Below are 26,306 nucleotides of genomic sequence, written 5' to 3'. Positions count from 1 at the left end.
GATATACTGAAGCTTTAATCTCTCTCATGCAAGGCTTCGACTGTCCCAGTTTTTCACAAATAAAATCGGAATTCCATCGCATAAAATTAATTAGTTACAAGGGCAGCAAATATGGCGAAAAATTGCTTGCAGATTACTCATGAGGGAAATTCGATTCAACTTTCTTGGCAACGGGGACAAGCGAATCGTCGCACTGCACCAGCAGTAACTTTTGAGCATCCCTTTGATAAAAAAGCATTAGAAGATTTGCGCTGGTATCTGGAAGAGTATCTGCGCTTCCCCTATGGACTAGCCCCAGATAATGCGATAAAAATTGAGCAAAAGTTGCAGACTTGGGGAGAACAGTTATTTGAGTTAGTGTTTCGCAGTAGTGAGCAAGGGCGGCAATTTTTTCAGGAATCTACCAGAGAAGGGTTACGTGAGTGCGAGTTGGTGATTGCTTCTGATAATCCAGAAGTGCTAAATTTGCCTTGGGAGTTACTTTACTCACCAACCGATCGCCAGTTTCTCGCTCCTTCTTTAGCAGGTATGTCTCGCAGTCTCAGCGACTATGCTATCCGAGCAGAAATGGGAGAATTACCCCAAGATAAACTGAATATTTTGCTAGTAATTGCCCGACCTTATGGTGAAAAAGATATTGCTCTCAAAACCATTGCTCGTCCTCTTCTAGACTCAATATCAAATATTCGTAAAAAAGTCAATATTAAAGTATTGCGTCCACCCAGCTTTGAGCAGTTTGAGCGGGAATTAAATGACAAACCAGGGTTTTATCATATTGTTCACTTTGATGGACATGGCGATTTTGACCCCAACAGCCAAGGATTTCAGCATAGCTTCGGTGCTGCGGGACAAGGAGTTTTAGTATTTGAAGCGTTCGATGGTTCACCACAAATTATTACAGCAGCGAAAATTGCTCAGAATTTAGCAGATTGTTGCGTGCCGATTTTTGTCTTGAATGCTTGCAAATCTGCTCAGGAGGGAGAAGAAAAGTTTTCTTCAGTGGCGACGCGCTTAGTGTCCTTGGGGGCTAAGGGTGTGGTAGCAATGGCTTATAGTCTATATGCCCAAGCTGCTAAACATTTCATGGGGCGATTGTACGGCGAACTAGCAGCAGGTAAAAGTCTCTCAACGGCAGTAAGTGCAGGGCGAAAGGAAGTTTTAAATCAGCCACAGCGTCCCAGCCCCAAAGGAGAAAAACCGCTACAAGATTGGCTAGTCCCGGTGCTATATCAACAAGAAAACTATACACCGTTTACACCCGCAAATACAGTTGATGATATTGAAAGTTACTTTGAAGAAACTGTTAGTAATTTAGTGGATTTTCCCCAGGAGGGACGCTACGGTTTTACTGGGAGAGATTACGATATTTTACTTTTAGAACGGGCATTTCGCCAAAACAATATTGTGTTGTTGCAAGGTATGGGAGGTGTGGGTAAAACTGAGTTAGCTGGAGGTTTTGCTCGATGGCTAGATGATACTCAGGGACGCTCTCTGATATTCTTTATCTCCTTTGAAGATGGCGCAACCTTGAGTAATGTTGTCAATCAAGTGGGTAGGAAGGTTTGGGGAGATAAATTTTCCCAGTATGCGGCTGATAAACAACAGCAAGCTGTATTAAACTATCTGAAACATCAAACTTGTTTGTTGATTTGGGATAACTTTGAACCAGTTGCGGGGTTCCCGGCGGGGAATGAGCCGTTATTGAGTGCTAGTGAGCGACAGAATTTACAATGGTTTCTTAAAGATTTGCGGAGTGGGAAATCTTGGGTATTGATTACTAGTCGTCGTGAGGAGCTTTGGCTTGATTGTGCTTACCGTTTAGTGAATTTGCAGGGACTGCGTGAGCAAGATGTGGAGGAAGGGAGCAATGCGATTTTGTGAGATGACCCCACCTGGAGAGCGATCGCTAATAACATCTTACGTATATACTAAATATTTAATACAATAACCTGAGTAATATTCGTTAGAAGACACAACGTGTGCTAAAAACGAGGTTTCTGTACATTGTTGCGACTATAAAAAGGTAAAATTTCCTTTCAAGAATAGTTTTGAAATAGGAAATATCTACTTTTATGGAGAACAACATATATGCAAATCTAAATTTTGCCGATTCATTATCAGATTTTAAAGAGGATGTGACGAAACTTTTAGAGTTGAAAAATATCGAGGAATGGTCTGGAAGAATAGTTAAAGAAAAAGAAGAAACAATTAGACAAGCTGCGTTAGTTTTAGCGGGTCAATGTATCGCCATATTATTGCATAAGCTTTCTCAATCAGAGTCGGCTCATCAAACAGCAATTAATCAAACCAAAGGATGGTGGCATACCGACACGCAAAGACACGGTTATACGAAGAGGGAAATATTAACAGTAGGTAATGTTATAGTAAATCTTAAATTACCATACGTTGTTCAAAAAAGAGAAAAAAAGCGAAGAAAAAATCTCCTAATGTTGGATTCTGTCCTTTGTTAAAATGGTTAGGAATGTCAGAAGGCTTGACCCCATTAGTTTGGTCATATATTGCAAAATATGGTGCTATAGCTAGTTCTTTTGAAGCCGCACATACAATCCTGGTTGATTGGGGAATTAATATTAGTCTTAAACGAATTGAACGATTGACATATAAATTTGGTCAAATCGGCATTGATTTACGTCAAACTAAAATATCTAACTTGCAACAAGGTAAATTACCTGATGGGAATATACTTAAAGACCAAAGAGTTGTAATTGCTGTAGATGGTGGCAGGAGTAGAATTAGGATTAATAAAAAAGGTAGAAAAAATCCCAAAACAAATAAGCATGGCTTTATAGGGGAATGGGTTGAGCCAAAATTATTAACAATTTATGTGGTTGATGAACAGGGTAAAAAAGTTAAAAATGGCGAAATAAAGATTGTAAATGATGGCACTTATGAAGACTATAAAGGCTTTTTACCAATTTTAGAAATGCATCTGATTAGTTTGGGAATTAGTCAAGCAAAACAAGTTTTACTAATTGCTGACGGTGCTGAATGGATTTGGAAACATATTCCTCCTCTTTTAAAGAAATTGAAATCTCCCGATGCCACTTATCAATTATTTGATTTTTACCATGTTACTGAGCGACTACATAAATTTGCTGATGTCGCTTTTAGTGATGAGAAGGAGCGGAATAATTGGTTTAAAAAAGCACGTAGAACTTTAAAAAAAAGTAATGCCATGTCCATAATTAGGCAGATGGATGAATTTATCTTTGAAGCCACGGGAGAGCGTTGTAAAACTATGGTCATACAGAGAAATTACCTTTTACGTGCCTATCGTGAAAGGCGTTTAAATTACGCTAAGATACTAGACCAAAAACTACCAATAGGTAGTGGGGCAATTGAGAGTTTAATCCGTCAAGTTGTCAACTTAAGAATCAAGGGTAATAGTAAATTTTGGTTGAAAGAAAATGCAGAAATTATCTTACATCTGCGTTGTCAATGGATAGCTGAAAGTTGGGATATTTTTTGTAGTTCTATCTTTAATTCCTTTATTAAACCTCAAACTGCTTGATTAATTTTATACTTCAGTTCGGACTTTACTTGATTTCCTGCCGTAATTGATACTAAGTATCAAAGACTGCTTGTAGATATTTTTAGGAATAATCGTCAAAATACTTGCTAGTAATCTTTTTGAGATATCTCATCAAGATAAATCTTTGTGTAAAACAATATAGTTTATGTAAATAAAAGCACTCTTTACTTAGATTTGATTTTTAGCGATCGCACCTTTTTTGTCCAACCTCACAAAATCGCATTGCTCCCGTGGAGGAATTAGCGGCGAAGATTTTGCAAATGGTGGGGGTAGATAGGGCGAAACTTCCCAAGGAATATTTAGATTTGTTGAAACTGTTGGGGGGACACCCGTTATCTTTGCGGGTGATTTTACCGCATTTGAAGACGGAGACACCATCACAGTTAATTGAGGCGTTGCGGCTGGGACTGAATACTTTTTCTGGTGCAGAAGAGGAGGGAAGAGATAAATCTCTCACGGTGTCGTTGGATTATTCTTTTACTAAGTTGTCAGAACAGGCACGGCGACATTTGCCATTTTTGGGTTTGTTTTCTGAGCATATTAATGTATCTATACTGCCTGCCTTCTCAGAAATAAATGAATTCAGTCAGGTATACCAGACTATCTTTGGAGAAAACTTACAAAAATCTGACTGGTTTAGAATCCTCAACGAAGCAGCAGAAGCAGGTATCTTAGAACAAATTAGTGAAACTATCTACAAAATTCACCCTGCTCTTCCTTGGTATCTACGTCAACAGCTATCTAAGCAACATACTGTTCAGGAGGTCAGTAACCTAGAAAAAAAGTTGTTGGTTTTCTACGGGGTACTTGCTACTGTCTGTGGTCAGAAAATGATTAGTAAAGCAGATACAGCAACTAATGTGCTACTGACAGAAGAATCAAATCTATTGCAAAACTTACGATTAGCTGAAAGACAGCAAGAATGGGATAATGCGCGTTTGATGCTCTCAGCATTGGGAGAGATATATCAACGACAAAATCACACAATGGAGTTTAGAGCGCTACGTCAAAAGATTATTAAGGAAATTGATACAAAATTTGAGCAAAGCAACGAAGCATTCAAATTATGGGCGTATTTACAGGCTGCGGATGCTGAAGAGGCATTTGAAAACAGAGATATTAGAAAAGCCTCAAATGTTTATCAAAAAATATCAAGTGAATTGGCAAGGTTGAATTACCAAGATATGAATGTAGAGATTGCTGTTGTGGAGCAAGGTTTAGCTAAAATTGCAGAAGAACAACAAGACTTTAAAACATCACGTACTCATTACATAAAAGCTATTAAAATTTTGGAAAGCATTCAAAATATAGACCAAGATGCTTGTATTGAGAATGCAAACAAAATTGCAAATATTTACCAAAACCTTGGTTATATGGCGGATAAAAAAGGTTGTTATAATGTGGCAAAGTCTTATTATGAAAAAGCACTTAAAATATTTATAAATAATAGAAATATTTATGGCTGTGCTGGAATTTACAACAATTTAGGGAAGATAGAACATCTGCAAAGTCATTTTGAGAAGGCACATGATTATTATAAACAAGCTCTTGAAATTTATCAAAAAGTTGGGGATTTTAACAAATCTGCTATCATTTATCACAATTTAGGTAGGATGGCACAGATGCAGCAAGATTTTAAGACAGCACATACTTTTTACAACAAGGCTCTTAGGATTCATGAAGATGATCGGGATTTATATAATGCATCAGATGTATATCAGGGATTAGGAGAAATTAGTAAGTATCAGGGTGATTTTGATAGTGCAACTGCCTATTTCAAAAAAGCCTTAGAAATCAGATTTACAGCAAATGATTGGCAGAAAGTATCTTTGACATTAAACACATGGGGTCAAACCCTAGAAGCACAAGAAAACTGGAATGATGCTATGGAAATTTATATTCACGCTTTTGCAATTGACTTTAGATATAACAAAAGTTGGATTGGTTCACGTATCAAAAACTTAGCAAGAATGCTCAAGCAATTGGGAGAAAGCCAATTTGATACTATTTGGCAAGAAGTAACGAGTGAAGATTGTCCTGAAGTATTGCGTGAGGCAATTTGGTCTGCGCGAGATAATCTATAAACAGAGTGATAGGATGTGGATTGTCGAAATCAGGGACTCATCCCCAATCCTGACTATCCTAACTATCATATAATCAGTATATAGCATGACTACCCAGTTAACCCCTGCCGAAATCCAAGAAATTCAGCAAATTCTCAAAGACTACACCCCAGCACAAGCGGCATTCGCTACCCTAGAAAAATATAATGGCAGACTTGACACCAGTTTTGATGAACTGTGGCAAGAGAAAACGGGTATAGAAGTCTATGGCAATAAATCTCTCTGGGAATCTACGCTGAAGATTCTGCGAGAAGAACTCTGCGGTGATGATGGCTTTCGCTCCCAATTTCAAGAATATACCAAAAACCCAGCCAGCGCGCCTTTACTCACAGGGTTAATAGTTTCTGTGACTACTCTATCAGGTTTACCCCTCGATCCTGCGATCGCCACCGTTATCGTTTTATATTTGATTAAAGTGGGTTTAAAGATTTTTTGCGAATACACCGCCCCATAAATTGTACCTCTCATCTGACCTTGATGATTTTGCCGCCTTTTACCAACTATAAATATTGACTCCAGCTTACTTAAACAACTGATTTTGTATTTTAAACTGGAATCAAATATACAATCCAAAATCCAAAGTTATCAGTCAATTTTATGCTGATTAAGTTAACTTAAATAACCTGCTCATGCTAAGAATTATTGGCAGTAAATCCTTACCTTCAACACCTGTCTTGATAGACATCTCTAAATCCAGCACCATAGTCACTGCCTTAGCTAAAGCGTTGATGCTTGTATTTGCTACCTCAATACGCAAATAGTAAATGCGATTAGGATTACTGATATTGCACAGTTGAGCTAATTCACTATCTTTTTTAATCCCAGAAACGTAGGCGTAGCCCGTCGCAGACATCGCAGACTTAACCCACAGCCAAGTTCTAAACTGCGTTAGGAGAGTAGCAACAATCACCATTAATGGTTCCGAACGTGACAGTAAATCATCCAGCAGGTGCAAAACTTGATTGCTTTCTCCTTGACGAATAGCAGATGCCAGTTGTAGGCTATTCTGAGTTTGACATGGCACTAACTCTTTTACTTCTGCAAACTCTAGTTTTCTGCCACTACCATAAATATACAGTTTGCGTAACTCAGAGGCTGCACGGGTCATGTCGTTACCAATTGCTTCTGCTAGATATTCCACTGCATCCTTTGACAGCACCACCTTGATTTTTTTAGCTTGAGTAGCGATCGCCTTTTCAATCAAATCAGTACGCCAAGGTGGTATCAATGTCAACTCAAACAACTTGGCATACTTGACAATATGTTTGTAAATCTTCAGGCGCTTATCTACATTGGTGGCGACAAACACCAAAATTGTGAATTCAGGCACTTGAACAAGCTGCTGCAAGGTTTCCAACTCAGTATCACCCCAATGCTTGAGGTGGCAATTTTCCACAATCACCAGTTTTTTGCCACCAGTTAGGGAACGAGTACGAGCTACGCTGATGGCTCGGTCAAGGTGATCAGCAGGAAATCGATGATAGCAAAGTGTGAGCCATTGGGCATCAATCTCTGCTTTGTATTGGTTTAGTTGTTCCTGGATGGCGTATTGGTCATCACCTGTCAGCAAGACAATCATGCTTTTACCCTCCCGTTACTGCTCTTGTTAGCAGTTTTAATTAACACAGTCATTGGTTTTTGACTTTGGGTAGCTCGTTGCAGCATTTTAGCGATCGCTTCTTTACTACTCTCAAACTTCTTGAGGTAAGCTGGTGTAACCTCTAAAATTGCTTTGTCACCTTGCAATTTAACGAGATTTGCATGAGCCAACAGCTTTTGATTGCTGGGTTTAGCTGTATCCATTACAGAAAGCCAAATTTGAGCCAGGTTAGTAGTCTGATCTGTAACTGTTTGTAACAATTTGTCATCTACAGGTTTAGCTGTCACCTTGTTTGTGGTGTATACTCCAACTGTTGGTAGCAACTTGCCGTCATGCACAGGTTTAGCAGTTAGCGTCTTGGTTGCACTGACAGGCAATAAACTAGGCATCAGGTTCAGTAAGCAAACTTCTAGCCACACAGCAGCATTTACTGTGTACCGCAGATAGTTTTCTGCTTTTTGTAACTCTGCTAGAGACAAATTCAGCGTCTCGAAATTCCAGTGATTTGCTAAAGCCTTGAGTTGGGTATAGCTAACACAACCAGTTAGCAGGGATTGCTCTTTGGGTGCAGACTTGATAATTAGTAAATCTCGGTATGTTTGCAGTAAGTTAGAGAGAATCAATTTGGGCGTTTTTCCAGAATCTACTAAAACTCTTGCTACTTGCAGCAAGTTAAAGGTGTTGTTCGTGGATATTGCCTGTAAAATTGACATTAATTCTGTTTCTGTCACACCACCAGCGATTTCCATGACATGATTGGCAGTGATATCTTCATCTAAAAGACTCACCTGACCCAGTAATTGCAGTGCATCTCTGAGTCCACCATCGCTCTTGCGTGCGATCGCTGTTAGTGCCCCATCATCAATAGAAATAGATTCTGCATCTGCTACAATACCGAGGTGCTGCACAATTGCCTGAACAGACAAAGTGGGGAAATTAAACACCTGACAACGGCTGACAATGGTAGGTAACACCTTGTGCAGTTCTGTTGTGCAGAGAATGAAAACAACATGAGGTGGCGGTTCTTCAATACACTTAAGTAAAGCATTGAAGGCGTTGCCAGTTAGACAATGGCACTCATCAAGAATAAAAATTCGGTAACGTCCTGCAACAGGTGCTAAGGTACTCCGCTCAATTAAAGCACGGGCATCATCTACACCGTTATTAGAAGCAGCATCAATTTCACTGACATCTAGGCTATTGCTGGTTTCAATTGAACGGCAGGATTGGCAAATACCACAAGGTTGGTCAGTTGGTTTTTTAGTGTTGAGGCAATTGAGGGATTTAGCAAATATCCGAGCAGTTGATGTTTTACCTGTACCTCTAGAACCTGTGAACAAATAAGCTGGTGCAATTTGCAGGTATTTGACAGCATTAGTCAGAGCAGTTTTGATGTAGGGCTGTCCAACTAATTTTGCTAAAGTCTGGGGTCGATATTTTTGATGTAAGGCGACTGTAGACATAGGATTTATTAAGCTTAATCTGTCGCCCTTACCCCTGTTAAGGGGGTGTAATTTTGACTCAAAACTAGGCTGATTTGCTCAACCGTTCCTAGCAGGATTTACCGATACCAGAAGTTGAGTACGTCTAATTATTTAAACGTCGAAATAGGTGAAGAAAGTTATGGAATTTACAACAGAGTTATAGCCATTTTATAATTTATATCCTTGGCTCATAAAACGCTAACTCTTCTCTATTGTGCCTGCCTCCTTAAGCAGTAGCGAATTCCGTTAAACCTCGTTTACTGGGATGATGGAAACCCAAAACAATATCGCATTGGGGTATTCCGGCTGATAGTAAATCATCAACAACGCATAAATTAGTTGCATCTTCTTCCACCCAAACTTTGCCGTTTTTAATACAGAGATAGATGATAATATGCTGTATCTGCTTTTTGTCATCCCAGCCAAACCGAAACCAAAGATATTGATCTCTTTTTTCATCAAAAGCCAAGCGAGCGCTTACTTCAACTACCGCATCTTTTACAACTTGAGTATTAGTAGTTTCGTAATACCCAGTCAATATCTTCTTGATAGCATTGCGATATTGTTCTAGCTTATCCATTGCCGAATTTCCTCCTTTTGTGTATTTACAACTATTAACAGCAGGTGATTTTCATTGATGACTGCTTGTACAGATTTACGTTGAAAAAAGTTCTCATAGACAACATCATCAACAGCTAAATAAAGCTTATATTCTGGCTCAGTAAGTTGAATGAGTTTCCGATAGACTATGTATTGTCCCAGGGCATTATGAAAATCATACATCAGCGATTTGCCCACAAAGCTCTTGATTTCTACAACAATCTTCTGTCCCTGGCGTTCTGCGGCGATTGGTTTTTCTGCTGCTAGGTCGGCGTAGAGTTCAGCATCCTCATATTTGATAAAGTAAGGATCATCTGTGATAGTCCAACCGTCTTTTATCAATGCGTTCTTGACTTCATTATGGTATATGTCTTTTGCTGGCATGCTGGAACTATTGAGTAATACTCTGATTGTAAAGTGTTTACCATATTGGGTAACAATTAGATTCTAAAACACACTTTTCTATCTTTCCTTCTTGCTCCCTGCACCCTGCTTTGCTTCATTTTTTCTTGATAAAACTGGATAACTTTGGTATTTTGGCGGCAAATAGTCGGATATTTACCGCCAAAATGCACAGTTTCTATTGGTCAAAATCAAGGATTTTCGTTCATGTTGTCCAGTTTTGTCCAGAGTTCCTCAAATCCCTGTCTAAAATAAACACCACTCGTATCCAAAACACCCTACAAAACTTCAAGATTCCGGTTAACATTTATTAAGCATTTAGAGTGTACAGTGGCAATAAGAATTGACGCATTTCCATTTGCAGTTCTGGATTTGGTCTATCTCCATAAGGAACCAACATGGCAGGATGATCTGATTGTTGCAAGTGCATTTTGATAGCGGAACTAGGAATTGCCTTAGCTGCTTCTACTAAATACTTGAGATTAAACTGGATATTCAATGACATTTCTGATGGTAGATGAGCAGCAATAACTTGATCGCCTTTGCCAAACTCCCGTTCAATTGATAGTCGTAGCTGCTGCAAACTTCCATCAAACTGTAAGTAAATACCTTTCTCTTTTTTATCTGTTAACACAGCTAACCGTTCCAGTGCTTTGACTAAGAATGCTTTTTCTAGGATTACTTCTCGGTCAAAGCTAAACCTTGCCAATAGCTGTTCGCAGTCAGGGTAAGTTCCTTCCAGACATTGACATCTGAGGATAATATCTTGCCAAGCAAAACCCAGGCGATTACTTTGGGCATCATACAACAGATTAATGAATTCGACAGAATCATCCAAGTTACGCGCTAGTTCCTTGAGGACTCGACCGGGAATAGTAAATTGGATCATGTCTTCAGATTCTACTTGTTTGCGGGGTTTTCTACCAATTCCTTGAGTTGAAAGTTCAGTGGTTGCGACTCGATGCCCATCAGTACCAATAAACTTTAATTTATCCTGTGCAAGTTGGATATGAACTCCGGTCAAAATATATTTATTTTCATCAGTGCTGACAGCATAAATTACACCTTTCAAACCATCTTTGAAAACTGTTGTTGGCAGCACAATGGGAGTACCATCAATTGTAGAACTAGGTGGAAATTCTTCAGCACTAATGCCTCTAATTTCATATTTTCCTTCAGCATCAGATAAACTGAGAGAGCAGATTTTTGTTTGCTTATCCTCATCATTAAGCTGTATAGTTTGAGTCTGGCCACTGAGGTTTATATTACCATTAGGGCAATGCTTAACTATCTCAAATAGCATTTCCACTGGCACAGTAATTTCACCCTTGAGCAATACCTGGGCTTCAAAACTTGCCTGAATTGTTAATGCTAAATCAGTAACAGTTAAATGTATCTGTTGTGTTTCGATATCTGCAATGATTAGAGCATTAGCAAGAATCGGATGGGTAGGTTTAGCTGGGGTAGCACAACTAACTAAAGAGAGCGCATCGTGAAATTTAGTTTGTGAGCAGATTACCTCCATTCCTGATTCTATAACTGGTTGAGAGTTTAACTCTGATTTGGCAGAACGTTTATTAGTACGCTTATTTGAGATAGGTTCAGTTGAAGTACCAGCATCTGGAGATATAGGTTTTTTCTTTTTACCTGTAGATATTTCTGGGATATTTGCTGATACTTCATTTTCGGTTTTAGGAGTAGCTACACTTGTTTGTTTTGTCTGCTTTGCAGGCTTTACCCTTTGTTTTGATGCTGTTTGAGTCATGATGATTTATTTCTGGTTGCGTCATTGTTAGAAGGGTGACTGCGATAGCAGAAAAGAAAGGCTGTGAAGCTTTGAATCAGATGCTTTTACCCTATTAGACATACAGAACTTTACTGATATATCCCATTTCACGGCTCTTAGCTAAGTCTTGATTCTAACCAGAGGCGGAACATCTCCGGCTCCGCTCCTAAATTATTAAGTTCTACAAATGTCTCCAAAAGTTCTTTCCAATGCTTTTTAAACTGATAACTTTGCTATGATTACCAGATTCTTCTGTAGTGTTAGCAGCCAGAACAGAATTAGTTTCCAACAAAGAGTTCAGTAGTGATAGTTGATGATCAACATCTGCCACATTGCGGTATATTAGAGACGGCTCTATTTTCATCCCTAAAGGTGTAGGAACAATTTTTAAATATTGGTTTAATGTCTCTAGATAATTTTTCTTGGCAAATTGTCTTTGTGCTACATAAGGGCGCAAAATCTCTAGTAATTGGATAGCTCTTTTGATTTCTAGAGAATCAGAAGTACTATCAATTTGAGGTTGGCTTTCTCGGTAGCCTTTCATTTTCTTCTCAGCCACAAGATTGTGGAATTTAGAAACTGCTTGTTGATAATTACCGAAAGAGTGAACTTTTTGCTGAGATTTATAGCCTACCCTACCCCACTCAACAGTTAGATTGCTTTGCTCAACTTTTGCACTCCAGAATTTGTTACTGTTTTGAGCCGCATTTACAAATATTAAGTAAACTTCCATATTTTTGACCTGATTCAAAGTAGACTATTGCCATGTCAAATGAACATCCCACTCAACAACAGATGTTCATTTGACAAAAGCTTCAAATCATTACTAATTTGGGAATACCTAATTAGTGCGGAACCTAGAAGTACGAAGCCCTTTTTTAGACACCTGCACAGGACTAGAGGCTGGTCGGGCAATTTTTGACCAAGACTGCATCCGCTCAACAGCAGCAGCATCTTGAACAGCTAAAGGGGTGATGTTTTGCTGACAATTTTCTAAATCAGCTAGTGTAACCTGCTGAGGTCTTTCCTCATCGAAAGCCAGTAGTGCTGCTTCTGATGCTAGGGTTTCCAACTCAGCACCACTAAACTTGTCAGTAGCAGCAGCGATCGCCTCTAAATATTCCTGCGGAACTTCTATACCAAACCGTTCTAAGTGAATTTTGAGAATCTGGCAACGTTCCAACTCAGTGGGCAGGTCAACGAAGAAATTTTCATCAAACCGCCCTTTCCGCTTAAACTCAATAGGTAGTGCTGTTGGGTCATTACAAGTTGCCACCACAAACACCCCTGCCGTACATTCAGACATGAAAGTGAGGATATTTCCTAGAATCCTTTGTGAGACTCCAGAGGTATCGCCATTAGCTGAAAGTGCTTTCTCAACCTCATCAATCCACAAAATACAGGGTGCAATAGCTTCAGCAGTCTTGAGTGCGCGGCGGACATTGCCCTCAGATTCTCCCACCAGGCTACCAAGCATTGAGGCAATGTCTAATTGCAGCAGTGGAAGGTTGAGTATGGTTGCAATGTTTTTCGCCACGATCGATTTACCTGTCCCTGGTGGCCCTGCCAGTAGAACCCCTTTAGGCTGAGGTAGATTTAGCGATCGCGCTTCTTGGGAAAATAATCGGCTGCGGCGTTGCAACCAATCCCGCAACAGGTCTAGTCCACCAAAGGGTATGGTCGCTGGTTTACCCAATTCAATACCCATTTGAGACAGTAGGCGGGTTTTGTATTCGACAACCAAGGGAATAATTGTATTATCAATTAGTATACCTTTAGACTGTACGTTCGCTCTTTAACAGTGAGCCGGAGAAAGTCGCTAATTTCCTCCAAGGTTAGCCCTAAAGCTGCCCTTGCCAAGGTTTCTTTATCTTCAGTGGTGAGAGATACTGCAAATTGTACCTCTTGCTCACTAGCAGATTCTTGCAAGTACAGCAAATATGATTCTAAGTGGTCTTGAATTTGCTCAATGCTGGGCAAAGGAACTTCACAGCAAGGAATTAGTCTCAGCAGGGATTCGTGCAGTTGAATGTTTTGACCTAAAAATACAATTCGCTTTTCAGTCGGTTTGAGGCGATGGTACAAGTTTTTGACTCTGGTGAGGATTTCCCAACTTAATTGCAGGGAATTTTTACCCACAAAAGGGTGAACATCTCCCAGGATGAAAACCCCATTACCGCAGAAATTGTTGATGTACTCGAACACATATATTAAAGGGTCTATGTTATGAGGCTTTTTGTACGTCTCGACTGATTTGAACACCAGTCCACCGTCGTCAGCAATCAGACATTGCTCCAAGCCGGAAACTCCCAAATTCCAGAAGTACACAGGACTATTAAGTTTGTCCATCACTTCAGTAGTTAACCACTGAATGATAGTGGCTTCTTCGGGTGACAGAACATCTATTGCCACGATGGGTATTTGAGAGTCAATGGTAGTAATCAGGTTTGATAGTTTCATTGTTGCGAATTTTGATCGGGTAAGGGAAAAAGTTCTTCGTGAGTGGTAACAAGATGCACGACTACTTCGTAAACTTCGGCATCGCCGTTAAACACTTCAGCAACTCCAGAAGAATTTGGATGAGCAATGGCGGAAATTAGGGCATTGACTAAAGCGCACAGTCCCTCCGCATTTCCTTTGAGAATTACTGGTTGCCGCGCTCCTTTTGAGGGGTAAATATGGAGCATCGGATAATCTTCAGGTAGTTCGCTCATAGAAAAATTGTGCGGGGGGATTTTCCTCGTTCCCCCATCGAATGTTTATTGTTTGTTTAGGTGAGGAACAAGCAGGATAGGGAAGATCAGGGGGAATTATTGAAGATATTTCTCCGTTGTCTACCCCCTCTCCCTTGTCATCATTTATTGGTGCAGTCGTTGTTGATGAGTAATCGTGCTACGAAACTGTTGCTGAGATTCTGGTTTGTAAGTGCGATCACCTTGCACTATACCCAAAGCTTCCTCAAAGGGTTGGGTTGCTTCTAGACATGACAAACCCTCAAATCCCTCGGCTTCTATTTTCACTTCGCCTGTAACAGTGTCAAAATGTATCAATATTGCCCGTTCCATAAATTATCTCCGAACTTGTTGAGTTTGCTGGTGTGCTGAAAATGCAAGGCGCAGAGTATGTACCTGACCATTGGTTTCTTCTGTGATGGTGCATTCTCCCAGATGTTCTTGTAACTGGGCTGCTTTAGCGCGAACCATGTTCTTGCCGTAGACTTCCACTAGGGTGTGAGAAAAGAAGTTTTCTCCTAGTCGAGGTACAGTTTCATAGGCATCATGGATGAGTTGATACACCCCTGCCTCTTGATCCCACTTAAACCCGATATCTGCGCGAACACTTAAACTACGACCAGGGACAACAATCTCAGCACTTTGTCCTTGGGAGTCGTCGTAATAACCTCTCAGCGATTGTGGTTTTTCATAAACTTGGACGGTAAGCTGCAAATTTTGTAGAGCTTGTACTAAACATTCACGGTTAGTTAGCTTTGTAGTGACAGTTGAAAAATGTGACATTTCCTACCTCTAAATATTGTGGACTGGTAAATTAATGCGAACAGTGGTGATAAACTCAAAGGAAAACCCTACGTATCACTTACCCCCTTAATTGCCTAGCAAGCCTGGGAAGTATGGGTGTATTGTCTTGCTCTACAACGCCACTTGACGCCAGTCGCCTCAAGTCGGGAAACCCGCCCACAGCGCTGGCTCCTTTATGCCGGGAAACCCGTCCACCGCAGTGGCTCACACCTCGTTTTCGATCAAGGACGATACAGATACGTTCTTGATTGTTTTTTCTAGCGAAGTTTGAGAGACATCGCTGTAGCTCTGGTTAATCCCATGCCTTCATCAGTTGCTAATCGTTGGAGATGGCGTTGCTCATCCAGAAGCTTGGAGCAAATTTCGTCCATTTTTTTCTGTAACTGAGAACGCCCTTGTGAATCGAGCTTTTTGGCATCCACAGAAGCGTTTTCGAGAACATTTTCTAGATGAGTCATCATTTGTCCAAGGCTGCTACCTGCTTCAAAACTGGCGTTAGCCAAAAGCATTTGGACTTTCTTGAAATGACGTTCCATCTTTTTCTTGAAGTTGACTGGCTTGCGTCCTGGTTCCCAGTTGCTCAAATCTTCGAGCAACTGGGCTGCTAGTTGTTCGCCGAGAGCGATCGCTGATTCCCTCAGTGTTTGTTCTAAATTCCTGTCATACTGCTCGATAAAGCGAGTTATTTGCCCTAAGCATTCAGCTTGTTTCTCTGACAGTTGTTCACTGATGGCGGGAATAATGACAGGACGACCAATTACTACTTGCAAATAGTCCTCTAGTTCCTCTAAACAGGGAAAAGCTTTTACTAGGTTCTGCTTAACTTCTTGTTGTTGTTCTACAGATAACTGCCAAGCATTGAGTGAAAGAAATTTATCAATACGTTCTTGATAGTCTGTGTACCCCTTTTCATACTCTTCTTTCAGTTGAGTGCGTAAAACAGGTGCAATGTTATCTCGAATTTCGATTAGTTGATTCCAGACCAAGGGCGCTAAGTCTATGGGACAAATCCAATCACCATTGTCATAATTCATCCATTCTTGGACTGAAGTAATTTCTTGCCTTAATTGGCTCGCTGCTTCGTCTAAAGCTTTAAAGACTTTGATGCCCTTTAAACCAACTTCTGAGGTTGTGACCTTAACTAAGTCAGATTCTTGTTCATCTTCTTGAGAATATTTGAGAACATCTTTCCATTTTGGAGCATTACTCTTAGTTGTCTTCTTTAACTGAATCTTGAAACGGATGCGAGTTTTATTCAGCTTAGAGAGATTATATCTTTCAACAACAGCGTCTTTTAGAAAGGTTTCGGTTGAATTGGTAATCACTGCTTGTACCACATTTACTAGGAATAATAATGTTTTTTACCTCAGTGAAATAAAGCGTAAGCTTTACCTTATAGCCACTAAGTCCGGCTAGAATCTTATTCATACAAATCATTTAATTGCTTACTGAATACAAATAAATTTGATTGTAATTTTAAAAATAATGGCTCTACCGATACCCTATTTGATTTGTGAAAATCACAAGGCAGAGAACCCCGATTTATCTAATGAATCAGGGTTCTCATTATTCACGAATGATTAATCGGAATTTTGTGTCGAGATTGCTATATACAATCATCACCTGATAACTAATATCCGTTGTCTGGCCCGTGAGCTAGAAACATAGTACAAACGATTAAACTCTCTAATCTTTGCCAGTACTGCCTTACTGTCATCTCCTCGTTCTGGATAAAGTCGCTTACTCAAATCTTGACCATCAATACCCGCTTCTAAGAAAGTGCTACCTTGACTATTGTGAACAGTTAATGCAAAGCAGTTTCTGAGGTTTGCAAACTGCTCTAAATGTTTGTAGTACTGCTTCCATAGAAAGGGATTACGCTTGGCACTTTTGAGTAAGCGTTTGGTTTCTTGGTCAAATTGTTTTTGTTCATCTTCATGCAAAACATAGATTTGACGCACAATCCCTTCATCTGTCTCTACCTTTAACCTCCAAGTATCATAATTGTTGTAACGATCCCCAAAGACATCTAAAACAGTAAACTCTGTAGATGTAGAAAGAATCGTAGTTTTACCATCGGGAGCCATCACAGGATCTCTGGTGATTAATCTCTCTCCTGGAATAAACCGATTGATATTTTCACCATATAAATGTGTACGAATCTGCTGATTGTAAAAGTCAACTTGAGTATTAGTCCAGGACAAAATTCGGAAACAATCTGGGTTTTGAGCAAATTCTTTAGACATCTTTTTGCAGGCATAACGCAGCAAAGTTTGACGTTTAACCATCAATGCCCCATTACTTTTATCAGGGAGATATTTAGCATAAGGCTCAAAAGGAAACTTGCTCTTGGTGACTGCATAGCGAGAAGCAGTGACAAACTCTAACAAAGGACTACCAGTTCCCTGACGCACAACTTGAGTCAATACTGCTTTATCTGGCACTTGAAAACTAGAGGATTTTTCTTCATTAACTGGATTTAACTGTGCTGGATCGCCCATGAGAATAATTTTGATTTTTGTCCAGGTGGATGATTGGTTAGCAACATCCTCAATCCAGCGCCAGAGTTGTTTGCCAATCATGGAACATTCATCAATAAAGACAACATCAAATAGATTGATGTAAGAAGGGCCAGTTTGGTCAAGTACTTTCTCTTTACCTCTAGTTACCATACCCAGTCCTAACAACTGGTGAATGGTGAAGAATTCTACGCCAGTTACGCCATTTTCTGCCGCCATGCGTTGCAGCACGCCTACAGCTTTATTAGTGGGTGCAGTCAGTACAACTCGCTTACCCGTAGCAACAAGAACTTTAACTAGTTGGAAAACAATAGTTGACTTGCCAGTTCCGGCATAGCCAACCAGCAGAAATAAAGCAGCCATCACGGTTGGCTGTATAAATGTCCACATTGCATCTAAAGCTTTTTGCTGCTGCTGGGTGAGTTGAAATGGAAAAGAACCTGTTGCAGCGAAAGTAGGAAGTGTTTGGATCATCATCGCTTCGCTAATTCCATTAATTGATCCACTCAATGCAGCGATAGCTGTTGGTTTTACTTCTTTGAAAAACAATACTCCTTCTGGTTTGAGGAATATGTTTCTATATCCATTCGGCCAGAAATGTTGAAACCTGATACAAAACTTTACATATCTAGTTACACTAACTCTCTTAAGCCTAAAATAGTCAACATGACATCATCTCCTCAAACCAATGAACATAACTGATTTTCTGACACATACAAGATTGTAAATAGCGGAATTTATCTAATAGTGTATGTCCCCATTGTTGTTGGATAGATAATAACTGTAAAATTAGATAAGCTATTAAACTAACGTAAATTTGTATAGTGATACCATTAACATTTTTGGTAATTAACTTGTCAAGTTTTAAGTGCATCTTTAAAAACTTCCACAACAATTCAACTCCCCAACGTAATCGATAAATATCTCTGATTTCATTATCACTAACGGCAGCCTCTCCTGATGCTGGTAAATTAGTTACCTTATCGTTACTCAGCTTTCGTTTCTAAATCACAAAAATTAATCACCCTATAGGCTTGAGCATTATCAGATGCACCAACTTTAATTAATCCAGTTTGCTCCTCAAATTCTAACTTCCAATTATTTTTTATCCGCAAAACAAAATATTTGTTTTCTTGTACTAATTCTTGGATAAATTTTAATCCAGCAAAACCTCTATCCATTACCCCAAGAGCATTTGTCGGTAGATTAGACATCATTTTAGAACCAAATTTATAATCATGGTCATGTCCAAAATTTATGAAGTTATCTGATGGACTTCCAGTAGCTAAATTTAGAGAACTAAAAAGTTTTACCTGATGATGTCCTAGCACCCATAACAATTTACTGGTGAGAGTAATAATTGTTGAATCAATTGGACAAATCGCATATTTATCGTGTAACTTTCTATGAACTTTATTTTGTACTAACTCATTTAATTTTTGGTAAATTTCTTGAAATGGTTTTTGGCTTCGATGTAAATTTGCTTTAGAAAAAGTAGAAATGTCTACCTCAAATCCTGTATTGTTTAGCCTTGTAAATAAATCTCGCATACTTGTTAAGCTGTTATCCAGGACGTAAGAGAGCCAGCACTCAAAGAACAGACGACTGTTCAATACTGGATAATCATTTTGTGGCAGTCCTTTCAGGATATATTTGACAATTTTGGGAAATGAATTTATAATCACTGTGAAATCAAAATATTTTAATAGTTAGCCCAAAATATGTTAATTTTGGGCTATTTTTATCGGGTTTTTCTTAACATTCAACACTTCTGCCATTCGGCATCATCAGAAATCAATATATTGAAACTTTTTTAACATTCAGATGATTTAGTTAAATCTGGAGTTGCACATATATATTTTTCGATGAAGGTAAACATCTTCAATCTTAAAATTATTGCTACTCGGAAATCCTACTTGAATTCTTGTCATTACAAATTTTCGCGCATGTCACCATACATTAGACTCCACTACGCATTAGTACGTATTTAAATATACCAAATATTTGTTACACTGAAAATAGTTTTTAGCGTAGGCGTGGCCCGCCGTAGACATCGCTCGTTTTTTATCCGGCCTCACTTTGGAGCGTTGCTCCCATTTCTATGTTATTGATCAAACAAAAATACCTGCGCTACAGGATTGCATTTTTCAGTGTGGGAGTAACCTTGCTAGTCAAGTTGGGACTAGAGCATCTAACTGGAATCACAAGTTATTTCAGTTTATGGCTAATTGCTATCTCTATAAGTACTTGGTACGGTAGCATCATTTCAGGATTGATATCAGTGTTTTTGGCTGCTTTAGCTAGTCATTACTTTTTTACAGACCCATCTTCTACTCTCGATAATCTGGAATTTGTATTATTTGTTATCGAGGGTCTATTAATTACTGCGCTAACTGCTAACTTCCAGTCGAGCAAACACCAGTCAGATACTGATAAAACAGAAGCCCAAATCAATCTAAAAGATTTATTACAGAGTCAGCGTTCACTCCGTAAAGGTGAAGAACTATACCGAACATTAACCCAAAATCTACCCAATGGAGTAGTTTTTCTCTTTGATCGAGATATGCGCTTTATGGGTGCTGAGGGTACAGAACTGCAAATCTTTGGTTTACCGAAAGAAGAGTTCCAAGGTAAAATACTGCACGAAACTGTTCTCCCTGAGACTTACGATCTGATAGAACCAGCTTACCGTAGTACCTTACAGGGTACTCCAATGTGTATTGAAATTCCTTATAACAATCAAGTTTATTTAATACAAACTTTTCCAGTCAAAGATGAAAATAGCAAAATTATGACGGGTTTAGCAATCTTCCAAAATGTCACGAACCGCAAACAAGCAGAAGCAAAAATTATCAAGCTAAACCAAGCTTTAAATCGGCGAGTTAAAGAACTACAAACTTTGTTAGAGGTGATTCCAACTGGCATTGGTATTGCAGAAGATCCAGAATGCCGAACTATTCGAGCTAACCCGGCTCTTGCCAAACTGCTGGGCATACCTGTTGACGCAAATGCCTCTCTCAGCGCTCCTAATGATGAACGTCCAACTAACTTTAAAGTTTACCAGTCAGGCAGAGAACTAGCTCCAGAAGAACTGGCTATGCAATATGTTACCACTCATGGTGTGGAAATACTGGATTCTGAGATTGAGGTGGTTCGTAATGATGGTGTGAGAATTAACCTTTCGCAGTATGCTACCCCTTTATTTGATGAAGATGGAAAAGTGCGGGGGTGTGTAAGTATATTTCTAGATATTACCCAGCGCAACCAGGCAGAAAAAAAACTGCAAGCTGCTAGAGATCAGTTGCAGACTGTACTGGAGGCTGTACCTGGAATTGTATCTTGGGTCAGTTCCGATTTGGGCTATCTAGGTGTCAACAAGCACTTAGCTGATAGTTTTAATTTGTCTCCCGAAGCTTTTGTTGGTCAGGATATTGGTTTCTTAGCTAGTGGTAATGGGTTTCGTGAGTTCGTGCAAAATTTCTTTGCTGGAGATGAATCTGAAGCACTATATGAGTTGAAATCCATAAGCGCAGATCGTAGTTATTTAATTGTGGCTCAAAAATATGACCAGAACAAAGCCGCATTTTTAATCGGCATTGATATCACTGAACAAAAGCGTGTTGAGGAAGAACTGAGACAAAAGACTGAGGAACTGGCAGAAATAAATCGAGTAAAGGATGAATTCGTCGCTGTCTTGTCTCATGAGTTACGTACTCCCATGCATAATCTCCACGGCTGGGCGCAACTATTGCTAACTGAATCTGAGATGGATGAAGCACTGAAAATTGAGGGACTGGAAACGATTGAGCGGAATGCCCGTCTGCAAGTTCGCTTAATTGACGATTTGTTGGATTTGGCTAGGATGCAGAAGGGCGAGATGAATTTGGAAATCGAACCTGTTGACCTAGCAAGTGTAATTCGGTCAGCAGCAGATACTATTCGATTGTCAGCCGAAACAAAAGGCATTCAAATTCAGTTATATCTTGATGCTGCTGTGTCCAACGTTTTAGGTGATGCCATTCGTTTACAACAAGTGGTTTGGAATTTGCTTTCAAATGCAATTAAGTTTAGTTCCAAGAATGAAAGTGTAGAGGTCAGGTTGGAGGAAGTTGAGTCTCAGGCTCAGATTACTGTTATTGATAGAGGGAGGGGCATAGAAGCAGAATTTATACCATTCGTCTTTGAACGGTTTAGTCAGCGTGACGCTTCCACTACTCGTTCTGCTGGTGGATTAGGGTTAGGACTTGCGATCGCTCTAACAATTGTAGAACTTCACAATGGCAATATCACAGCAGCCAGTGCGGGATTCGGCAAGGGTTCGACCTTCACGGTGAGGCTACCTATCGTGACAATGAGAGGGCAGTTAAGCAATGATAAAGTAGTAGGAGAATTGCTGCATGGCAATAAGGAAATTGCCCAGTTGCAGAATTTGTGCATTCTGGTTGTGGATGACGATGCAGATGCTCGGATGTTAATGCAGACTGTTCTTCAGAGCGCTGGGGCAGATGTATTAGTGGCAGCATCAGTAAAAGAAGCATTGGCACTTTTAGAACAGCGATTGCCCACTCTACTGATTAGTGATATCAGTATGCCAGATGAGGATGGCTTTACCTTGATTCGTCAGGTTCGCTCCCGCACTATGGAGGAAGGGGGACAAATTCCGGCGATCGCTCTCACTGCTTTTGCTGGAGCCAAAAATGAGCAACGTATTTTAAAAGCAGGGTTTCAACTTTTTATTGCCAAGCCAATTGAGCCAATGGAACTCGTGGATAAGGTGGTTGAAACGTTAAAAACCTAATTACTCCACCTTACCTTCTTCGGTAGAGTTTGGCAGCTAGAGCAAAATCAGCAATTTTTGGTGAAAGCATGGTGAAAATGGCAATTTGATTTTCACCATGATGCATGATGAACGATTTCATTTACCACAACGTACTCTAGGCAATACTTAAACGATTACGATTGCATCAAGGGCTTGTTCTAAACGTTCGACAGTATCTATTGCGTCTTGAATTTCTTGTCTTGGTGCGATCGCCAGTTGAGCATGACTGAGGGGATTCATGATAAAACTGCGATAAAGTTCAACATGAAACACTAAATCTTCGTTAATATATTTTGGAGTGCCGTCTGAGTTTTTAGCATTCTTGATGGGTTCCCAAAAGTCATTGGTACTGAGGTCTTTTGGTTTTTCACGATACTTGATGGCAATATTCATCTTTTCGCAAAACCATTTGATTTTGACCTCAAAAGCTGTGCGTAAGTAAATTGCAGCTGCTTTGTGGTCATTCGCTTGTAAATAGGCTTTAGCTTTGTCCAGATATTTTTTGTTTTCGACAAGGACTGGCATTTCGTAATCGCTTGCATGTCCTGCATAGAGTTCAATAGTTTTCCAAGAAGGAAAATGTCGCTTCAGAATTTCGTACCATTCTTTATCGTAGGTCATCAAGAAGATTTGGTAATCGTTAAACTGGTCTTTTAGAATGTTGATGATAGGCAAACGGTTAGACATATCTAAGCCAATCAACACGTCATCAAGTACCAAGACTTTTAAAGCGCTACTTGGATTGACTCGCAAAGCAGCTAAGTAAATCGCAAGCGAGATTGCTGATAGTTTGGCTTCGTTAAGAAACTGATGAGCTAAGGGAAACTTAGTGTTAAGGAAGTCAACACGCAGAATAACTTCATTACCTTTTAAGCATTTGTTTTCTAGATCGGGAGTGACTCCCTGAAAGTCGAAGTCGAGAAGAACAGGATAACCAAAGCGTTCGAGAATATTCGCTGCTTCGTTTTTCAGCTGATTTAGAATACTACTCAGACCAAAATTGAAGTCAGTGAGGCTATTTTCTAGTTCTTGTACTTTACGAGTATGCTTTCTGCTGCGAGGGATGCGTTGCTCGATTTCTGCCCATTCTTCACTAAAACGTTTGCCTGTAAGATTATTTGTGCTGTTGCTGAGGATAGTTTTTATTAATAGGTTAAACAGGTCAACTTCGCTATCTTTGATATGAGGAAAGTAGATTTCTAAGAGAGATTTGTAATCCAGACTCCCCTTTGTTTTTGAGGCTTCGATGATGACAGGGACATGGGTTTCGCGGGTGATATCCGACCATTCGTAAGTGATTTCGGGGTCGCGTTCGCTAGAGCGCATAGAGATTTTGACATAGCCGCCATCAGCATCAGTTACAAAAAAATTGCGATGTTGAGAGAATTGGATGTCGCGTACATGAGAATCGATGAATAGCTCAATTGCTTTTAGTAGGGAAGATTTACCACTGCCATTTTCACCATAAATGAGTAGATTTTTACCTTTTTTACCTAAGTCGATTGTGTGTTCCCCATAGAAAGCTCGAAAGTTCTTCAGTTCGATTTTCGTGATTTTCATGCAACTCCTCGAATTGTACGCACAACAGGTACGCTATCCAAAAAGAATATACTTACACGGATTGGATGCTCTCTGTCAAACAACCGTCGAAAGATTTCCCGGAGTGCTTGCATTTTATCGCTTTGAATTTTGTCTAGGCTTTGTAAGTTTTCCTGTAGGAGATGACGCATAAATTGTTTGTCGTGGGCATGGAGTTCGTCGGGTAAATATAGCTCTATCACTACTGCATCAATAATTTGCTCAAAATAACTCAGCATCAGTTTGTCGTCTGCGACTTCCATGAGCTTTTCGCCATGACTAGGTATGTCTTTGAGTTGTTCTGAGAGGTACAGGACATAGCTAACTAGGGTTTCTATTGCTTTGTGCTGTGGTTCTGTGGCAGTTGGGATAGGAATTTTTTCTACAACTTGACGGGAAAAACGTAATGCTCCGTTTAAAAAACTTACATTTTCCCTGCAATAACTCCATACAATTGATGAGTTTAGTATTGCGATTAAAAATAGATCATTCTTAGCAATAAAAGAAATTCCATTTCCCAGATAGTATTTTTTTGTGTCAAAAGCAAAGCGAGATTCTGTTGTCATGTCAGGATAGATTATTTTCGGTGCTTCAAAAGCTTGATAGTGGGCAACATCATCTGGGATTTCATACCACTGATATCGTCCAGCTTTTCTGCTTTTTACATGTGAACTACTTTGCTTTTGGGTTAAATCATCTCTCCATTGCTCTAGATGTTCCTTAATAGCAGTATAGTGATTAATGTTGATTCCTCTTCTCGTAAAAATCAGCCATCTATCATTTTCTCGAATGTGCCACTTCCGCACGTCCTCACTTACTGCTAAAGGCTTGATGATTTCTGCACTTTTCGGATCTTTGGCAACCAGTTCAGCGCGTTTGATTCCATCAATAACAAAAGCTTTATTGAAACCTGTTTTGATACCGTGATAAATTTTCCCATTCGCATATTCACCCAAATTCACATATTCACCCAAAGACATTCTCATAGTTTCCATATCCGCCTCCTATACAATATCCTTTACAATAAATCCAAACATTAGTGGTAGCGTGCCTTTTCATTAACCTGACTTTTCCCGTTAAGTCTCAAAAAGCTTGCTCATAAAGGATTCTGGATAAAGCACAGCATATACGGTACAGGAATTGAGATTCGGTGCTAAAGGTGACAAACAATGTTGGACTGGTGGGAGAAAAATTTGTGATTGTCCTGCGATCACAAACGCATTAGAAATGTCTGGTTTTGCCATTTGTCATTCTGTTCAGTATGACAGAAGTTCAGTTTTTACCCGTGAGCAGTATATCAACTATTTTAGAGTTGTTGACTTCCTTTGTATTCTCCCCAGTGCATCACCTCTAGCGTTGCTTTCCTAGTCTGAGTAGGCGGTCATTTAAGGCGATTCTTCCTAATTCAGAAATAACCTCAACTGGAACACCAACAGATGTAGCTGCTTCTGGGATTGTTACTCTACTATTTCGCAACAGAGATAAAACTTGCTGTATTTTAAGAACAACTGGATCGCTTTTGTTGGTGTAACCCCGATTAATAGCAATTCTCAGCCCGGTTTCAATATCATCTACTCTCGCTCTGCGATTTTTATCTATTAATAGTGTCTGTTGTCCAGCAATTGCGCTACTTTCAGAAGTCGTTCCGCGTCTACGTGCAGTGCCGAAGCCTATCGGAGACGCTGCGCGTAGCTTGCTTCCCTGTAGGGGTACGACGAACGCATTTGCAATCTGAATACCAACATACCCAGTGTTTATACGCACTGGAATGATATCGAAGCTGTAGAGTCGTTTTTGTCCCGTTTTGTCTACAGTTTGGACAAGTAAGTTAGTAATGGCAGTGGTGGTAGCCCCTGGAAACTTTAGCGGTTGGATTGCCCTTAGAAAAATGGTTGTAGCGCGTCCGCTTTTTAAATCTGTATCTGTGGTGTAGACCAGTCGTGAAGGGTCTGCTACCAAAATGTAGGCGATCGCCTCGTCGGTTTGAGTGAAGCTAATGGGCGTAGCACGTCCTGGAGTAACTTGAACCTGAATTCTATTGCTTGTAGCCATATCCCGTTCAATTAAGCGATATGCAGGAGTTTGTGCTTGTGCATATATAACAGGTATAGTCACCCCAAACAGTATTGTGGTGCTAGCAATAACAAGAGTGGCAAATTGTTTCATACCAATTTTGAATTTGGGACTAGAATTTTTGACTTATAGGCTGTTCCAGTAATCTCAAATATTAAGTTGTAGAACGTTCAGTTTGTATGTATTCAATAGCCAGGATGCTGTACATGAATCGATTCCAATTTGTTTGAATT

General features: G+C 39.7%; 20 protein-coding genes and 3 pseudogenes. 5 read left to right on the top strand and 18 right to left on the bottom strand.

The genetic code is table 11. The features are described 5' to 3' along the window. Nucleotides 1–111 precede the first annotated feature (111 nt). Together ANSO36C_RS33115 and ANSO36C_RS33110 are read left to right on the top strand one after the other, a co-directional pair. Complete coding sequence (locus ANSO36C_RS33115) at nucleotides 112–1,881, top strand: CHAT domain-containing protein (RefSeq protein ID WP_251960846.1); 1,770 nt, start codon at nucleotides 112–114, stop codon at nucleotides 1,879–1,881. Nucleotides 1,882–2,072: 191 nt separating this feature from the next. Then, nucleotides 2,073–3,532 (top strand): annotated as a pseudogene (locus ANSO36C_RS33110) (ISLre2-like element ISCst1 family transposase). 202 nt (nucleotides 3,533–3,734) lie between these two features. Here ANSO36C_RS33110 and ANSO36C_RS33105 read toward each other — a convergent pair. Next, nucleotides 3,735–4,010, bottom strand: coding sequence for a hypothetical protein (locus ANSO36C_RS33105; protein WP_251960845.1), 276 nt, complete (start codon nucleotides 4,008–4,010; stop codon nucleotides 3,735–3,737). Nucleotides 4,011–4,038: 28 nt separating this feature from the next. Between ANSO36C_RS33105 and ANSO36C_RS33100 the strand changes: the two genes are divergently transcribed. Together ANSO36C_RS33100 and ANSO36C_RS33095 are read left to right on the top strand one after the other, a co-directional pair. Continuing rightward, complete coding sequence (locus tag ANSO36C_RS33100) at nucleotides 4,039–5,637, top strand: tetratricopeptide repeat protein (protein ID WP_251960844.1); 1,599 nt, start codon at nucleotides 4,039–4,041, stop codon at nucleotides 5,635–5,637. An 85-nt stretch (nucleotides 5,638–5,722) separates the two neighbouring features. Next, nucleotides 5,723–6,130: a hypothetical protein gene (locus ANSO36C_RS33095; RefSeq protein WP_251960843.1), complete on the top strand. Its 408-nt coding sequence runs from the start codon at nucleotides 5,723–5,725 to the stop codon at nucleotides 6,128–6,130. Nucleotides 6,131–6,280: 150 nt separating this feature from the next. On the opposite strand, the gene holA is transcribed toward ANSO36C_RS33095, so the two are convergent. The 13 genes and pseudogenes from holA to ANSO36C_RS33030 all read right to left on the bottom strand — a co-directional run bounded on the left by holA (nucleotide 6,281) and on the right by ANSO36C_RS33030 (nucleotide 19,288). Further along, nucleotides 6,281–7,255 (bottom strand): DNA polymerase III subunit delta, encoded by a 975-nt coding sequence (holA, locus tag ANSO36C_RS33090; RefSeq protein WP_251960842.1) that lies wholly within the window; start codon nucleotides 7,253–7,255, stop codon nucleotides 6,281–6,283. Then, complete coding sequence (gene dnaX, locus ANSO36C_RS33085; RefSeq protein ID WP_251960841.1) at nucleotides 7,252–8,739, bottom strand: DNA polymerase III subunit gamma/tau; 1,488 nt, start codon at nucleotides 8,737–8,739, stop codon at nucleotides 7,252–7,254. The genes holA and dnaX overlap by 4 nt, the downstream gene beginning before the upstream one ends. A gap of 247 nt (nucleotides 8,740–8,986) precedes the next feature. Then, a complete protein-coding gene (locus ANSO36C_RS33080) occupies nucleotides 8,987–9,340 on the bottom strand; it encodes a XisI protein (RefSeq protein WP_251960840.1) in 354 nt (117 codons plus the stop codon). Beyond that, complete coding sequence (locus ANSO36C_RS33075) at nucleotides 9,328–9,744, bottom strand: XisH family protein (protein ID WP_251960839.1); 417 nt, start codon at nucleotides 9,742–9,744, stop codon at nucleotides 9,328–9,330. The genes ANSO36C_RS33080 and ANSO36C_RS33075 overlap by 13 nt, the downstream gene beginning before the upstream one ends. A gap of 328 nt (nucleotides 9,745–10,072) precedes the next feature. Then, complete coding sequence (gene dnaN, locus ANSO36C_RS33070; RefSeq protein WP_251960838.1) at nucleotides 10,073–11,527, bottom strand: DNA polymerase III subunit beta; 1,455 nt, start codon at nucleotides 11,525–11,527, stop codon at nucleotides 10,073–10,075. Between the two features lie 202 nt (nucleotides 11,528–11,729). After that, nucleotides 11,730–12,281 carry a WGR domain-containing protein gene (locus tag ANSO36C_RS33065; protein WP_251960837.1) on the bottom strand — a complete coding sequence of 184 codons (552 nt, stop codon included), beginning with the start codon at nucleotides 12,279–12,281 and terminating at the stop codon, nucleotides 11,730–11,732. 108 nt (nucleotides 12,282–12,389) lie between these two features. Beyond that, nucleotides 12,390–14,008: pseudogene (locus tag ANSO36C_RS33060) on the bottom strand (AAA family ATPase). Then, nucleotides 14,005–14,262 carry a hypothetical protein gene (locus tag ANSO36C_RS33055; protein ID WP_251960836.1) on the bottom strand — a complete coding sequence of 86 codons (258 nt, stop codon included), beginning with the start codon at nucleotides 14,260–14,262 and terminating at the stop codon, nucleotides 14,005–14,007. The pseudogene ANSO36C_RS33060 and the gene ANSO36C_RS33055 overlap by 4 nt, the downstream one beginning before the upstream one ends. Before the next feature lie 144 nt (nucleotides 14,263–14,406). After that, complete coding sequence (locus ANSO36C_RS33050; RefSeq protein ID WP_251960835.1) at nucleotides 14,407–14,613, bottom strand: DUF2997 domain-containing protein; 207 nt, start codon at nucleotides 14,611–14,613, stop codon at nucleotides 14,407–14,409. Nucleotides 14,614–14,616: 3 nt separating this feature from the next. Then, nucleotides 14,617–15,063: a DUF1257 domain-containing protein gene (locus ANSO36C_RS33045; protein WP_251960834.1), complete on the bottom strand. Its 447-nt coding sequence runs from the start codon at nucleotides 15,061–15,063 to the stop codon at nucleotides 14,617–14,619. A 278-nt stretch (nucleotides 15,064–15,341) separates the two neighbouring features. Beyond that, on the bottom strand, nucleotides 15,342–16,421 hold the full coding sequence (locus ANSO36C_RS33040; protein ID WP_251960833.1) for a hypothetical protein: 1,080 nt from the start codon (nucleotides 16,419–16,421) through the stop codon (nucleotides 15,342–15,344). A gap of 282 nt (nucleotides 16,422–16,703) precedes the next feature. Continuing rightward, nucleotides 16,704–18,152 (bottom strand): ATP-dependent DNA helicase, encoded by a 1,449-nt coding sequence (locus ANSO36C_RS33035; RefSeq protein WP_251960832.1) that lies wholly within the window; start codon nucleotides 18,150–18,152, stop codon nucleotides 16,704–16,706. A gap of 112 nt (nucleotides 18,153–18,264) precedes the next feature. Next, a pseudogene (locus tag ANSO36C_RS33030) lies at nucleotides 18,265–19,288 on the bottom strand (IS4 family transposase). A gap of 416 nt (nucleotides 19,289–19,704) precedes the next feature. On the opposite strand from ANSO36C_RS33030, the gene ANSO36C_RS33025 reads away from it, so the two are divergent. After that, nucleotides 19,705–22,401, top strand: a complete 2,697-nt coding sequence (locus ANSO36C_RS33025) for an ATP-binding protein (RefSeq protein WP_251960831.1) — start codon at nucleotides 19,705–19,707, stop codon at nucleotides 22,399–22,401. 147 nt (nucleotides 22,402–22,548) lie between these two features. On the opposite strand, the gene ANSO36C_RS33020 is transcribed toward ANSO36C_RS33025, so the two are convergent. From ANSO36C_RS33020 to ANSO36C_RS33005, 4 genes are all read right to left on the bottom strand, one after another. Then, nucleotides 22,549–23,982: an AAA family ATPase gene (locus tag ANSO36C_RS33020; RefSeq protein WP_251960830.1), complete on the bottom strand. Its 1,434-nt coding sequence runs from the start codon at nucleotides 23,980–23,982 to the stop codon at nucleotides 22,549–22,551. After that, the gene (locus ANSO36C_RS33015) at nucleotides 23,979–24,995 is read right to left on the bottom strand and encodes a TaqI-like C-terminal specificity domain-containing protein (RefSeq protein ID WP_251960829.1); all 1,017 of its coding nucleotides are present in this window, start codon (nucleotides 24,993–24,995) and stop codon (nucleotides 23,979–23,981) included. Before ANSO36C_RS33015 ends, ANSO36C_RS33020 begins: the two co-directional genes overlap by 4 nt. Before the next feature lie 81 nt (nucleotides 24,996–25,076). Then, on the bottom strand, nucleotides 25,077–25,244 hold the full coding sequence (locus ANSO36C_RS33010) for a hypothetical protein (RefSeq protein WP_251960828.1): 168 nt from the start codon (nucleotides 25,242–25,244) through the stop codon (nucleotides 25,077–25,079). 106 nt (nucleotides 25,245–25,350) lie between these two features. After that, nucleotides 25,351–26,166: a hypothetical protein gene (locus tag ANSO36C_RS33005; protein ID WP_251960827.1), complete on the bottom strand. Its 816-nt coding sequence runs from the start codon at nucleotides 26,164–26,166 to the stop codon at nucleotides 25,351–25,353. Nucleotides 26,167–26,306 lie beyond the last annotated feature (140 nt).

Origin of the sequence: Nostoc cf. commune SO-36, from assembly GCF_023734775.1 — a bacterium.
Classification (GTDB): Bacteria; Cyanobacteriota; Cyanobacteriia; order Cyanobacteriales; family Nostocaceae; genus Nostoc; species Nostoc commune_A.
Note: the sequence above shows the minus strand (reverse complement) of the source record. Positions and strands in the feature narration are given on the sequence as shown.